General features: G+C 72.9%; 6 protein-coding genes. 1 reads left to right on the top strand and 5 read right to left on the bottom strand.

The features are described from left to right. Positions 1-6: 6 nt before the first annotated feature. Complete coding sequence (locus ACIA77_RS47825; protein ID WP_395892862.1) at positions 7-621, bottom strand: ScbR family autoregulator-binding transcription factor; 615 nt, start codon at positions 619-621, stop codon at positions 7-9. 265 nt (positions 622-886) lie between these two features. On the opposite strand from ACIA77_RS47825, the gene ACIA77_RS47820 reads away from it, so the two are divergent. Then, positions 887-1,654, top strand: a complete 768-nt coding sequence (locus ACIA77_RS47820) for a BTAD domain-containing putative transcriptional regulator (RefSeq protein WP_395892861.1) — start codon at positions 887-889, stop codon at positions 1,652-1,654. A gap of 174 nt (positions 1,655-1,828) precedes the next feature. Here the strand turns inward: ACIA77_RS47820 and ACIA77_RS47815 are convergent, their stop codons facing one another. From ACIA77_RS47815 to ACIA77_RS47800, 4 genes are all read right to left on the bottom strand, one after another. Next, a complete protein-coding gene (locus ACIA77_RS47815; RefSeq protein WP_395892860.1) occupies positions 1,829-2,422 on the bottom strand; it encodes a hypothetical protein in 594 nt (197 codons plus the stop codon). Between the two features lie 137 nt (positions 2,423-2,559). Beyond that, positions 2,560-3,387 carry an ABC transporter permease gene (locus ACIA77_RS47810; protein ID WP_395892859.1) on the bottom strand — a complete coding sequence of 276 codons (828 nt, stop codon included), beginning with the start codon at positions 3,385-3,387 and terminating at the stop codon, positions 2,560-2,562. Next, positions 3,387-4,310 (bottom strand): ATP-binding cassette domain-containing protein, encoded by a 924-nt coding sequence (locus tag ACIA77_RS47805; protein WP_395892858.1) that lies wholly within the window; start codon positions 4,308-4,310, stop codon positions 3,387-3,389. Before ACIA77_RS47805 ends, ACIA77_RS47810 begins: the two co-directional genes overlap by 1 nt. A gap of 161 nt (positions 4,311-4,471) precedes the next feature. Further along, positions 4,472-14,716: an SDR family NAD(P)-dependent oxidoreductase gene (locus ACIA77_RS47800; RefSeq protein ID WP_395892857.1), complete on the bottom strand. Its 10,245-nt coding sequence runs from the start codon at positions 14,714-14,716 to the stop codon at positions 4,472-4,474. Between the last annotated feature and the right edge of the window lies 1 nt (position 14,717).

The following is a 14,717-nucleotide window of genomic DNA, read 5'->3' as shown; positions in this document are numbered from 1 at the left end:
CGGGTTTCAGCTTCGACGGGCCGCGACCGGCTCGGCCAGCTCGATCACGCGCCACAGCTCGGTCAGCGTGCGCTCGAGATCGATGTCCGCCGGAACCGCGCCGCTCCCGACCACGGACTCGAGGCCGACGCAGAGGACCACCACCAGCAGCGACGCCATGTCGGGCAGCACGCCCGCACTGAGCTCACCAGCCTCGTCCGCTTCGGCGACATAACGGCGGACTTCCGCGAGCCACGCGCGCACGAACACCACGAAGCGCACGTCCTTCGCGCCCATCTCCCTGGCCAGCCGGAAGCTCGCGCCCACCTTCGGATCCGCGCCGAGCCAGTGCATGAGCGCCCGGCTCAGCTCGGCGAGCCGGCGCAGCGACGGCGGCGGCGCGGTGATCCTGCGGTCGATCCACCGCACGTGGTCGGCCAGGACGGCGACGGCAGCGGCCTGGACCTCGTCGCAGACGTCGTCCTTCGAGGTGAAGTGGAAGTACAGGCCACCCTTGGTGACCCCGGCCTGGCGCGCGATGTCCACCATGCTGGTGGCCGCGTAGCCGTCGCGGTGCAGCAGCTCGGCGGCCGCTTCGAGCAGCTGGAGCCGAGTCTGCTCCGCGCGCGCCTGCTTCGTCACCGTCTTCCCCGTCCCTCGGGCCCGTCTCGGGCTCGTGCAGCATAAGATACCAACCGCCCGGTTTACAAGAATTTCGCGCGCATCCAAGGGTTCCGGCCTCGATGCAGGCAGTTGCTCTTGATCAAAACAGACCGACCTCCCGGTTTTGTCTTGAAAACCGACCTCCCGGTTTGGTAAGTTGCTCACGTGGAGCCGGGCAACACCGGCAGGCAGGGGCGCTGGGGGCGCCGCCGGAGCCGGCTCCCCGACGACGCGGAGGGCACTCATGATGAACTACGAAATTCTCGGGCAGATCAGGGTCAGCGGCCGCCCCGGTGTCCGCGCACCCAGGGCGCGCAAGATCGAAACGCTGTTCGCCGTGCTGCTCGCCAAGAACAACCAGGTCGTCACCGCCGAGCACCTCATCGGCGAGATCTGGGGCGAGAACCCACCGGCGCGCGCGAGCGCCGCGCTCTACGTGTACGTGTCACAGCTGCGCAAGCTCCTGCGCGGGACCTCGGCCGACGCCGAGGACAGCCCCGTCGTGACGAGCCCACGCGGCTACTCTCTGCACGTCGGCATCGACGAACTGGACGCCGACCGGTTCACGCGCCTGTACCAGCAGGGCCGCGCCCTGCACTCGGACCGCGGCTACGGCCAGGCGGCCGCGGTACTGCGGGATGCCGCGAACCAGTGGCGTGGGCCGGCGTTCGGTGGCTTCACCGACTCGCCCGACGTGCAGGGGTACGCCACCCTGCTCGAGGAGAGCCGGTTGGAGTGCCTGGAGCTGCTGATGGAGACGGAGCTGCTCATCGGGCACCACCGCGAGGTCGTCGGACAGCTCTCGGCGCTGGCGAAGGAACACACGTTGCGCGAGACCTTCTACGAGTACCTGATGACCGCGCTCCTGCGATCGAACCGGCGGGCGGAGGCGCTCGAGACGTTCGCGTCGGCGCGGCAGAACCTGGTGCAGCAGCTGGGGATCGAGCCGGGCAGCTCGCTGCGGAAGCTGCACCACAGCATCCTCGTCGGCGAGATGTCGGACGCGGTCTGAACCCCAGACCCCTTCCCGCAAGAACGGCCCGGCCACTGTGCTCCACAGTGGCCGGGCCTTTCTTGTCGGGGGCTCGCGCTCACCCGGGCGACAGCTGGGCGGCAAGCGTCCCCCGTGGCGTTCGGTGCATCCCACGCACCCCACGCCAAAGGGCGCGTGGCGGGATGGGCGGGCTCAGCTGCGGTAGACCGAGACGACCGGCCCACCGCACTCGACGGGCTCGCCACACCAGCCACCCCACCGAGAATCCAATGCCAGCTCCGCCAACTCCGCCATCAGATCCAGCTCCGTGGGCCACACGTACCGCAACGGCATCTCGGCTCCCGCCAACAGCACCGTCTGGCGAACACAATCCACCTCACGCACCCACGCATCCGACGCCCACCGAGCCGGATCCGGCTGCCGCCCCTGCACCACCAAAGCACCGCCCGGGCGCAGAAGCCCCGCCAAGCGGCGCACAGCACGCAGCTGATCACGTTGGCCACGGAGCCGGGCGAGCGCGTCCGCACCCGCGTAGACCGCGTCGAAGCGCAGGCCGGTGGGCAGGCCGTGCTCGAGGTGTGCCACGGTGACCGCGTAGTCCTCGCCCGCCAGGGCGTCGGCCACCGGGCCGCCGCCGAGGACGAGGACGTGGCCACCACCTCTGCGGCGAGCGACGCGGCCGGTCACCTCGGCGAGGAACGCCACGGCGCCGGCCGGATCGTCCACCAGCGGTGCGAGCCACCGGTCGAGGACATCGGACGGCAACTCGTCGATCCGGGCCGGCATCACGCCACCTCACTTCACGCACTGGCCTGGGCTGCTCAACGCAGAGTGCCCGACCGACCTAAAGTCGACCTTGTGGCCGCGCACGCCGAGGGGGCGGCCCGCCGGCAGCGGGCCGCCCCTCGAATCGTGCCGAAAGCTCAGGAGTTGGACCGCTGCTGGAACTTCCGGACTGTCAGGAACGCCGCCAGCGCTGTGATCGGGATCCACCAGGCCAGCGCGAGCCAGCCCGTGGCGCCCACCGCGGAGCCGCTCATCAGTGCGCGGACCGCGTCGATCAGCACCGTCACCGGCTGGTTGTCCACGATGACCCGCAGGACGCTGGGCATCGACGCGGTCGGCACCAGCGCGCTGGTGGCGTAGGGCACGAACACGAAGATCATGCCCAGGCCACCCGCGCCTTCGACGGTCTTGGCGATCGAGCCCACCAGGCTGGCGAGCCAGAACACGCCGGCCGCGAACAGCACCAGCAGGCCGACCGCGCCCAGCCAGCCGAGGACACCGCCGCCGGGGCGGAAGCCGATCGCGAGACCGAAAGCCACCATCACCACGAGTGAGAGCAGGCTACGCAGCACCCCCGACACCACGTGCCCGACCAGCACGGCCGAACCCGCCATCGGCATGGAGCGGAAGCGTTCCACGAGCCCGTTGGTGAGGTCGGCGGCGACACCGACCACAGTGGACGTCGAGTTGAAGCCGATGCTGATCACGACCAGGCCCGGCACCAGGTAGTCGATGTAGGCCAGGCCGGACAGGTTGATCGCGCCGCCGAACATGAAGCGGAACAGCAGGAGCAGCACGATCGGCAGCGAGACGGCCTGGATCAGCATCTCGGGGTTGCGGGTGATGTGCTTCAGGTTGCGCCCGATCAGCACCCGGTAGTCGGACACCGCGAGCGACAGCGCCGAACGGGTGGGAGTGGCGGGGATGGGCGTCCCCTCCGTCTCCCTCGACAGGGTCTGGGTCATCACTTCTCTCCCGCGGTCGAGGTAAGGGTGTGGAACACGTCGTCGAGGGTCGGTGCGGACAGCTCGACCCCGGTGGGTTCGAGGCCGGCGTCGGCGACCTGGTTGAGCACCCGCCGCACGTGCTCGGGGTGCTCGACCGCGATGCTCACCGCCGCGTCGAGCAGCACGCCGTCGACGACGGTGTGCGCCCGGTCCGCCTCCACCGCGGTGCCGAAGGTGAGCTTGAGGCGCTCGGTGCCGACCCGGCGCTTGAGCTCGGCCGCCGTGCCTTCGGCGACCACGCGGCCCTTGTCGATCACCGCGATGCGGTCGGCGAGCTGGTCGGCTTCGTCGAGGTACTGGGTGGTGAGCAGGATCGTGGTGCCGCCGTCGAGCAGCTGCCGGATCGCGTCCCACATCGCCGAGCGGCTGCGCGGGTCGAGACCGGTGGTCGGCTCGTCGAGGAACAGCACCGGCGGCGTCGTGATGAGGCTGATGGCCAGGTCCAGCCGGCGGCGCATGCCACCGGAGTACGTCTTGACCTGCCTCGTGGCCGCGTCCACGAGGTCGAACTGCCCGAGCAGCTCCGTGGCGCGCGCCTTCGCCGCGGCGGGCGAGAGGTGGAACAGGCGCGCCATCATCTCCAGGTTCTCGCGCCCGGTGAGCAGCTCGTCGACGGCCGTGTCCTGGCCGGTGAGCCCGATCTGCTCGCGCACCTTGCGCTTGGAGCCGTTGAGGTCGTGGCCGTTGACGGTGACGGTGCCGCCGTCGGCCTCCAGGAGCGTGCTGAGGATCCGCACGGTCGTGGTCTTGCCGGCGCCGTTGGGCCCCAGGAGCGCGAACATCGTGCCCCGCTCCACGCTGAGGTCGACGCTTTCGAGCACGGCGACTTCTCCGTAGGACTTGCGCAGCCCCCGTGCTTCTATCGCGTAGCCGGTGACCATCGGTTACCTCTCCTCGTTGGGGTCGAGCTCGAAGGAACTTCTCGCGGGGGAATCCGGCGAGGAGCTCGGGAAACTGTGCGTATCCAGTGGGCCACGGGGCGTGCTGCCGGCGGTAATAATGGCCTGGTTGAGCGGAGTCAGGGGGTCGACGCTGACCTCGTTCAATCGTCGTCACCACCCCCGATCGCCAGGCTGATCAGGGCGTCGGCGTCGAGCTCGTCGATCGCCGCCTCAGCGACGGCCGGCTGCTCGTCCTCCGGGTCCTCGACGACGGGCGCCGCTTCGGCGGGCACCGGCGCCAGCTCGGCGACGAGGTGCTCGGCGAGGATCCGCGGGGTCGGGTGGTCGAAGATGAGGCTCACGGGCAGCTTCAGCCCCGTGACGAGGCTCAGCTTGTTGCGGAAGCCCGTGGCGGACAAGGAGTCGAAGCCGACCTCGTTGAACGAGCGGTCCGCCTCCACCACCTCCGGCCCGGCGTGGCCGAGCAGCGCGGCCGCGTGGCCGCGCACCAGCGCGAGCACGTGCGGTGCGCGCTTCCCCGGCGGCAGGGCCGCCAGCTTCTGCGCCAGGGATTCCGATTCCTCCGCCGCGTCCTGCGCCGCCCGGCGGCCCGGGGCGTCGGCGAACTCCCGCAGCACGGCCGGGAGGTCCTCGGCGCTGGAAGCCGCCAGCACCCGGGTGTCGAGCGCGATCGGCACCAGGAGCGCTTCGGCCGCGCCCGCCGCCGAATCCAGCAGCCGCAGACCGTCCTCAGTGGACAGCGCGGTGATGCCGGTCTCGCCGATGCGGTGCGCGTCGGCGTCCTGGACGACGTCACCCATGCCGCCCTCCCACAGGCCCCACGCGAGCGAGGTGCCCGCGAGCCCCTCGGCGCGGCGGCGGGCGGCCAGCGCGTCGAGGTAGGCGTTCGCGGCGGCGTAGCTGCCCTGGCCCGGCGCGCCGAGCACACCGGCGGCCGAGGAGAACAGCACGAACGCCGTGAGGTTCCGCTCGTGGGTGAGCTCGTGCAGCGTCGCGGCGGCGTCGACCTTGGGCCGCAGCACCGTGTCGAGCCGGTCGGGCGTGAGCGAGGTGAGCACACCGTCGTCGAGCACACCGGCCGCGTGGACCACGGCGGTGAGGTCGACGCCCGCCAGCAGCGCGGCGACGGCGTCGCGGTCGGCCACATCGCAGGCGGCGAGCGTGACGTCGGCGCCCAGCGCGGTCAGTTCGGCCCGCAGCTCGGCCGCGCCCGGCGCGTCCGGGCCGCGCCGGCTGACCAGCAGCAGGCTGCGCACGCCGTGCTCGGCCACGAGGTGCCGAGCGACCGCGGTGCCCAGCGCGCCGGTGGCGCCGGTGACGAGCACGGTGCCCTCGGCGGACCAGACGGGCGCGGCGGCCGCGTCCGGCGCCCGCCGCAGCCGCGGCACGAACACGGCACCCGAGCGTAGCGCGACCTGCGGTTCGTCCGAAGCGGACACCGCGGCGAGCGTCCGGCCGGTCGGCGTGCCGGTGCCGAGGTCCACGAGCGTGATGCGGTCCGGGTGCTCGGCCTGCGCCGAACGCACGAGCCCGGCCACGGCCGCGCCGACGGGATCGGGGTTCTCGTCCGCGTCCGTCGCGACGGCGCCCCGGGTCACGACCAGCAGCGTTCCGTCCGGTGTGGCCAGGAACTCCTGCAGCAGCCCCAGGACCCGGTGCAGTTCGGCGTGCACGTCGTCGCCGCCCGCGGACAGCACGAGCAGGCCCGACGCGCCGGCGAAGCCGGCAGCCGTGGTCGCACCGAGCTCGCCGGTGAGGCCGAAGAGGTCGGGGCCCACCACGGTCCACTCGGTGACTTCGGCGACCGCGTCGAGGTCGGTCTGCTCCCACGCGACGCGGAACAGCGAGTCGCCTCCGGTCGGAGCGGCCGCCTGCGGCACCGCCGACACCGGGCGCAGCAGCAGCGACTCCACGGAGACGACCGGTGCCCCGGTGCCGTCGGCGATGTCCAGCGCGACCGCGCCGGTGCCGACCGGCTTTACGTGGACCCGGAGCGTCGTCGCGCCGACGGCGTGCAGCCGCACGCCCTCCCACACGAACGGCAGCGCGGGCTCACTGCCCAGCGCACCGGAGACGCCGATGGTGTGCAGCGCCGCGTCGAGTACGGCCGGGTGGATGCCGTAGCGGTCCACTTCGGACACCGAGGCCGCCGCCGGGAGCTGGACCTCGGCGAACGCCTCGCCGTCGCGCCGCCACGCGGCGACGAGCCCGCGGAACGCCGGTCCGTAGGCCAGCCCGTCGGCGGCCAGCTCCTCGTACGTGCCCTCGAGCCGGACCGCCTCGGCGTCCGCGGGCGGCCACTGGGCGAGGTCGAACTGCTCCGTCTTGCCCGCCTTGGCGAGCTTGCCGGTCGCGTGCCGGGTCCACGTCGTCCCGTCGCCTTCGGGTCGTGAGTGGACGGCGAACGTCCGTGTACCACTGCGGTCCGGGGCGCTCAGCGCGAACTGCACGCGGACGCCGCTGCGCTCGGGCAGCACCAGCGGGTACTCGAGCGTCAGCTCGTCGAGCCGCGGGCAGCCCGCCTCGTCGCCCGCGCGGATCGCCATCTCGACGAAGCCGGTGCCGGGGAACAGGATCGAGCCGCCGACGACGTGGCCGGCGAGCCACGGGTGCGTGCCCACGGACAGCCGGCCGGAGAACAGCAGGCCTTCGGCGTCGGCCAGCTCGAGAGCCGAGCCCAGCAGCGGGTGGTCCTCCTGCCCGGCGGCCGAGGGCGTGCTCTCGAGCCAGTAGCGCTGCCGCTGGAACGGGTAGGTCGGCAGGGCGACCCGCCGCGCACCCGTCGGCTCGTAGACGGCGGTCCAGTCGACGTCGACTCCGCTGACGTGCAGCTGCGCGAGCCCCGTCAACGCGGCGACGGCTTCGTCCTGCTCTTTGTGCAGCAGCGCGGCCAGTACGAGGCCTTCGGGCCGCTCGTCGAGGCAGCCGTCGGTCATCGCGGTGAGCGTGGTGTCCGGCCCCAGTTCGAGGAACCGCGTGACGCCGTCGGCCGCGGCGCGGGTGACGGCGTCGAGGAAGCGGACGCCTTCGCGGACCTGCCGCACCCAGTACTCGGGCGCCGTGAGCTCGGCCGGCTCGCCCGTCACGGTCGAGATGACCGGGATCCGCGGCTGTGCGTGGGTGAGCTGCTCGGCGACGGCGCGGAACTCGGCGAGCATCGGGTCCATGAGCCGCGAGTGGAACGCGTGCGAGACCCGCAGTTGCTTGGTGCGCTCGAACTTCGCCGCGACGGCGGCCACGGCGTCGGCCGTACCCGAGATCACCACGGCGCTCGGGCCGTTCACCGCCGCGAGGTCCACGGTGTCCCCCGCGGCTTCGCGCACGGCCTCCGGCGTCGCCTCGATCGCGACCATCGCCCCGCCGGCCGGCAGTGCCTGCATCAGCGCACCGCGCGCGACGACCAGTTTCGCGGCGTCGGCCAGCGAGAGCACGCCGGCGCAGTGCGCGGCGGCGACCTCGCCGATCGAGTGGCCGGCCAGCACGTCGGGCTTCACGCCCCACGAGCGGACCAGCCGGAACAACGCGACTTCCAGCGCGAACAGCGCGGGCTGCGTGTAGCGCGTTTCGTCGAGTCCGTCGCCGCTGTCGATCACTTCGCGAATCGGGCGATCGAGGTGCTTGTCGAGCTCGCCGCAGACCTCGTCGTAGGCCGCGGCGAAGACGGGCTGCTGTTCGGCGAGCCGCTTGCCCATCTCCACCCGCTGCGAACCCTGGCCGGCGAACAGGAACGCCGTGCGGCCCGACGTGGTGACGCCGCTGACGACGCCGCGGACCTCCTCTTCGTCGACCAGCGCGGCGAGCCCGCGGACGAACTGCGGCGACCGGTTGCCGATCAGCACCGCGCGACGGTCGAACGCGCTGCGCGTGGTGGCCAGCGACAGCCCGATGTCGGCGAGGCTGCCCTCGGGGTCTTCGTCCACGTAGGACATGAGCTGCTCGGCTCGCGCCCGCAGTGCCGCGGTGCCGCGGCCCGACACCGGCCACGCGACCGGGCCGTCGTGCTCCGGCACTCCGGTGGCGACGACCTCGGTGCGGTCGCCCTCCTCCAGGATCACGTGCGCGTTGGTGCCGCTGACACCGAACGACGAGACGGCCGCGCGGCGCGTGTGCCCGTTGGGCAGCCACTTCACCGGTTCGACGAGCGGCCGGACCGCGCCGGAAGACCAGTCGATCTCACTCGACGGCCGGCCGACGTGCAGCGTCGCGGGCAGCTCACCGTGGCGCATGGCCTGGATCATCTTGATCACGCCCGCCGCGCCGGCCGCGGCCTGCGTGTGTCCGATGTTGGACTTCACCGAGCCGACCCACAGTGGACGGTCGGCCGAGGCCTGCGCGCCGTAGGTGGCCAGCAGGGCCTGGACTTCGATCGGGTCGCCGAGCTTCGTGCCCGTGCCGTGCGCTTCAACGGCGTCCACTTCGGACGGATCGAGGCCCGCGTCGGCGAGCGCCGCGCGGATCACGCGCTGCTGCGCGGGACCGTTGGGGGCGGTGAGGCCGTTGGAAGTGCCGTCCTGGTTGATCGCGCTGCCCTTGAGGACCGCGAGCACCGGGTGACCGTTGCGCCGGGCGTCGGAAAGCCGTTCGAGCACCAGCACACCGACGCCTTCGGACCAGGTCGTGCCGTCGGCGGCGTCGGAGAACACCTTGCAGCGGCCGTCCGGGGCGAGGCCCTGCTGACGGCTGAACTCGACGAACGTCTCCGGCGTCGCCATCACCGTGACGCCGCCCGCCAGCGCGAGCGAGCAGTCGCCGCCGCGCAGCGCCTGGGCCGCCATGTGCAGCGCGACCAGCGAAGACGAGCACGCGGTGTCGATGCTGACCGACGGGCCCTCGAGGCCCAGCGTGTAGGACACGCGGCCGGTGACGATCGAGCCGGCGCTGTTCGCGCCCACGTAGTCGTGGTACTGCACGCCCGCGTACACGCCGGTCGGGCTGCCCTTGAGCGACACCGGGTCGATGCCGGCGCGCTCCAGCGCCTCCCACGACGCTTCGAGCAGCAGCCGCTGCTGCGGGTCGATCGCCGGGGCTTCCTTCGGGGAAACGCCGAAGAACGCCGGGTCGAAGTCACCCGCGTCGTAGACGAACCCGCCCCGGGCGACGTAGGTGGTGCCGGGGCGCCGGCCCGTCGGGTCGAGCAGGCCCGCGACGTCCCAGCCGCGGTCGGCGGGGAAGTCGCCGATCGCGTCGCGGCCCTCGGCCACGAACTCCCACAGCTGCTCCGGCGAGGTGACCCCGCCGGGCAGGCGGCAGGCCATGCCGACGATAGCGATGGGTTCGTCGGTGTTCGCGGCGGTGACGGTGACGACCTCGTCCACGGTCCCGGCCAGCTCACCGAACAGGTGCGCGGCCAGCGCCGAGGGCGTCGGGTGGTCGAAGATCAGCGTCGCGGGCAGGCGTCGGCCGGTGGCGGCGGTGAGGCCGTTGCGCAGTTCGATCGCGGTGAGCGAGTCGAAGCCGAGCGACTGGAACTGCGCCGCCGGCTCGATCTCGTGCGCGCCACCGTAACCGAGCACGGTGGCGGCGTGCCCGCGGACGAGCTCCAGCACCGCGTCGCGCCGATCCTCCTCGGGCAGGCGCAGCAAGCGCGCGGCGAAGGAGTCGGCCGGCGCTTCGGCTGTCGCGGCGACGCGGCGGGTGGTGCCGCCGACGAGCTGCTCCAGTGTGCGCGGGACTCGGTCGAGCTTGCGCAGCACCGGCAGGTCGAGCCTCGCCGGGACCACGGTCGGCTGCCGGGCGGCGAGCGCGCGGTCGAACAGCGCCAGACCGTCCGCAGTGGACAGTGGCACGACACCGCTCGCGGCGAGGCGCGTGACCTCTTCCCGGGTGAGCGTGCCGCCCATGCCACCGACCTCGCCCCACAGGCCCCAGTCGAGCGACAAGCCCGGCAGGCCGTGGGCGACGCGGTGGGCGGCCAGTGCGTCGAGGAACGCGTTGGCCGCGGCGTAGCTGCCCTGGCCCGGCGCGCCGAGCACGCCCGACACCGAGGAGAACAGCACGAACGCCGACAGCGCGGTGTCCCGGGTGAGCTCGTGGAGGTTCAGCGCGCCGTCGACCTTCGGCGCGAGCACGGCGTCGACGCGGTCCGGGGTCAGTGCGGTGACCACGCCGTCGTCGAGGACCCCGGCGGCGTGGACCACGGCGGTCAGTGGGTTCTCCTCCGGGATGGCCGCGAGCACGTCGGCCAGCGCCGCGCGGTCGGCGACGTCGCAGCGCGCGAGCCGCACGTCGACCTCGAGGCCCCGCAGATCTGTCGCCAGCTGCTCCAGCTCCGGCGTGGTGCGGCGGCTGACGAGCAGCAGCCGGCGCACGCCGTGCTCCGCGGCGAGGTGGCGGGCGAGCTTGCCGCCCAGAGCGCCCGACGCACCGGTGACCAGCACCGTGCCGTGGGGACAGAAGTACGGCCGCTCCAGCTCGGGTGTGGTGCGCACCAGCCGCGGCGCGAGGACCACGCCGAGGCGGACGGCGGCCTGCGTCTCGCCCGAGGCGAGGACCTGCGGCAGCACGTCTTCGGCCGCCGTTTCGGCGTCCAGGTCCAGCAGCAGGAACGAATCGGGGTTCTCCTCCTGCGCCGAGCGCACGAGGCCCCAGACGGCCGAGGCCGCGAGGTCCGTGACGTCACCACCGGCCGCGACCGCACCCCGCGTCACGAGGACGAGGCGCGCGGCCTCCGGGTGCTCCTCGGCGAGCCACGTCTGCAGGGCGGCGAGCACGCGGTGCGTCGCTTCGTGGGCGTCGGCGGAACCGGTGGCGTCGAAGATCTCGGCCGCCGGGTGATCCACAGTGGACTCCGCGGGCGTGATCCGCTGCCACTCGACGCGGTACAGCGGCGCGACCCGCTCCGTCGCGCCCGGTGCGGTGAACGCCCGGAACACGGTCTCCGCAACCGTCGCGACGGGCGCGCCGGTGGGATCGGCCAGCACGACCTCGAAACCGTCGTCGGTGGTCGGCGTGAACCGCACGCGCAGCGCGGCGGCGCCGGTGGCGTGCAGCTCGACGCCGGTCCAGCAGAACGGCACTCGGCCGACCCCACCGTCACCGCCACCGGCGACGCGCAGGGCGTGGGTGCAGGCGTCGAGCGCGGCCGGGTGCAGGCCGAAGCGCTCGGCGTCGCTGTCCTCGGGCAGCTCGACCTCGGCGAACACCTCGCGGCCGCGCCGCCACACCGCGCGCAGCGAGCGGAACAGCGGACCGTAGGTGAGGCCGGTGTCGGCGAAATCGTCGTAGAGGCCGTCGATCGCGACGGGCTCGGCGCCGGCGGGCGGCCATTCGGTGAGGGTGGTGCCGTCGCGGGGCGACTGCGGGGCGACGGTCCCCGACGCGTGGAGCGTCCACTCCGCACTGTCCTCGGGTCGCGAGTGGACGGTGACCGCGCGCACCTCGTGCTCCCCCGCCGCCCCCACCGTGACCTGCACCTGAACGCCGCCCCCGGCGGGCAGGACGAGCGGGCTGCCCAGCGTCAGTTCTTCGATCCGGCCGGCGCCCACCTGGTCACCGGCGCGGACCACCAGTTCGAGGAACGCGGTGCCGGGCACGGCCACGACGTCACCGAGCCGGTGCTCGGCCAGCCACGGGTGCGTTTCGACGGACAGCCGCCCGGTGAGAACGACCCCGTCGCTGTCGGCGAGCGCAACGGCAGCGCCGAGCAGCGGGTGCCCGGCGGCGGTGAGGCCGGCGCCGGTGAGCTCGTCGCGGTTGGCGCGGGCGTTCAGCCAGTAGCGCTTGCGCTGGAACGCGTACGGCGGCAGGTCGACGCGTCGGGCACCACGGCCCGCGAACACCGCGGCCCAGTCGGGTTCGACGCCGCTGACGAACAGCTCGGCCAGCGCCGTGAGCGCTGCTTGCGGTTCGGTGCGGTCCTTGCGCTGCACCGGAACGACGGTCGCGTCGATGCTCTGGCGGACGAGCGCGGACAGCACGCCGTCCGCGCCGACCTCGACGAAGCGACCCACACCGTTCGCGGCCAGGGCGGTGATGCCGTCGTGGAACCGGACGGTCGCGCGGACCTGGTCGACCCAGTAGTCCGGAGTGGACAGTTCGGCCCCGGCGCCGACGGTCGAGACGATCGGGATTTCCGGCGTTCCGTAGGTCAGCGTCGCCGCGATCGCGCGGAACTCGGCGAGCATCGGCTCCATCAGCGGCGAGTGGAACGCGTGGGAGACCTTGAGCTTCGAGGACTTGCGGCCCTCGAACCGCACCACCACTGCGGCCACGGCCTCTTCAGTGCCGGAAAGGACCACGGAGTCGGGGCCGTTGATCGCGGCGATGCTCACGTGCCCGGTCAGGTGCGGCGTGACCTCGTCCTCGGTCGCCTGCAGCGCCACCATCGCGCCTCCGGACGGGAGCGCCTGCATCAGCTTCGCGCGCGCGGCGACCAGCTTGGCCGCGTCCGCGAGCGAGAGGATGCCCGAGACGTGCGCGGCGGCCAGCTCACCGATCGAGTGGCCGAGCAGGTAGTCGGGCTTGATGCCCCACGCTCGCAGCAGCCGGGACAACGCGACCTCGATCGCGAACAACGCGGGCTGCGTGTAGCCGGTCTGGTTGATCAGGCGCGGCTTCTCGAAGATGACCGTCTTGAGCGGCCGGTCCAGGTGCTGGTCCAGCTCGGCGCAGACCTCGTCCAATGCGGACGCGAACACCGGGAACGCGGCGGCCAGCTCGGCGCCCATCCCGGCGCGCTGCGCGCCCTGGCCGGAGAACAGGAACGCGGTCTTCCCCTCGGCCTGCGCACCCGTGATCAGGCCCGGCGCGGTCTCGCCCGCGGCCAGCGCGGTGATCGCGGCCTTCGGGTCGTCGGACAGCGCCACGGCGCGGTGCGACAGCGGCGACCGCGAGGTCGCCAGCGAGAACCCGAGGTCCAGCGCGGCCACTCCGTCCACTTCGGACAGCAGCTGCGCCGCCTGCGCCCGCAAGGCCACCGAGCCGTGCCCGGCCAGCGGCATCGGCACCGCGACCCCGGCGGGCCAGCTCGGCGCGACCACTTCCCCGGCCTCGGGCTCCGGCGCCTCCTCGACGATCACGTGCGCGTTGGTGCCGCTCACGCCGAACGACGAAATGCCTGCGCGCCGCGGCCGCCCCTCCGAGGCCCACTCCCGGGCCTCGGTGAGCAGCTCGACGTCGCCGGAAGCCCAGTCGACCTCGGTGGAGGGCTCGGTGACGTGCAGGGTCTTCGGCAGCAGGCCGTGGCGCAGCGCCTCGACGATCTTGATCACCCCGCCGACACCGGCCGCCGCCTGCGCGTGGCCGATGTTCGACTTGATCGAGCCCAGCCACAGCGGCTTCCCGGCCGGCCGGTCCTGCCCGTAGGTGGCGAGCACCGCCTGCGCCTCGATCGGATCGCCGAGCGTGGTGCCGGTGCCGTGCCCCTCGACGGCGTCCACTTCGGACGCCGACAGCTGCGCGTTGGCCAGCGCCTTGCGGATCACGCGCTGCTGCGAAGGTCCGTTGGGCGCGGTGAGCCCGTTGGACGCGCCGTCGGAGTTCACCGCGGACCCGCGGACGACGGCGAGGACCGGGTGCCCGTTGCGGCGCGCGTCGGACAGGCGCTCCAGCAGCAGCGTGCCCGCGCCCTCGGCCCAGCCGGTGCCGTCGGCGGAGTCGGAGAACGCCTTGCAGCGCCCGTCGGCGGCGAGGCCGCGCTGGCGGCTGAACGCGAGGAACGGCCCGGGCCGCGACATCACCATCACGCCCCCGGCCAGCGCGAGCGAGCAGTCGCGCTGCCGCAGCGCCTGCACGGCCAGGTGCAGTGCGACCAGCGACGACGAGCACGCCGAGTCGATCGTGACGGCCGGGCCCTCCAGGCCCAGCGCGTAGGCGATGCGGCCGGAGATGACGGAGCCGGCGTTGCCCGTGCTCAGGTAGTCCTCGACCTCACCCGCGAGCACCGAGGGCGGCAGCTCGTCGTAGTAGTCCTGCCCGCCGCTGCCGACGAACACGCCGACCTGCTGCTTCGCGAGCGAGTGCGGCGCGATGCCGGCCCGCTCGAACGTCTCCCACGCGAGCTCCAGCACGATCCGCTGCTGCGGGTCCATCGCCAGCGCCTCGCGCGGCGAGATGCCGAAGAACGGCGCGTCGAACTCACCGGCGTCGTGGACGAACCCGCCTTCGCTGACGTAGCTCGTCCCGGGGCTGTCGGGGTCGGCGTCGAAGAGCGTGTCCAGGTTCCAGCCGCGGTCGGCCGGGAAGCCGCCGATGGCGTCGCGGCCCCCGGCCACGAGCTCCCACAAGTCCTCGGGCGAGCGCACGTCACCCGGGTAGCGGCAGCCCATCGCGACGATCGCGATCGGCTCGGCGCCCGCGGCCTCGACCTCACGCAGCCGCTCGCGCGTCTCCTGGAGGTTGGCGGTCACCCGCTTCAGGTAGTCGACCAGCTTGTTTTCGTCAGTCATC

It is taken from the genome of Amycolatopsis sp. NPDC051903, assembly GCF_044452505.1.
Lineage (GTDB): Bacteria > Actinomycetota > Actinomycetes > Mycobacteriales > Pseudonocardiaceae > Amycolatopsis.
Note: the sequence above shows the minus strand (reverse complement) of the source record. Positions and strands in the feature narration are given on the sequence as shown.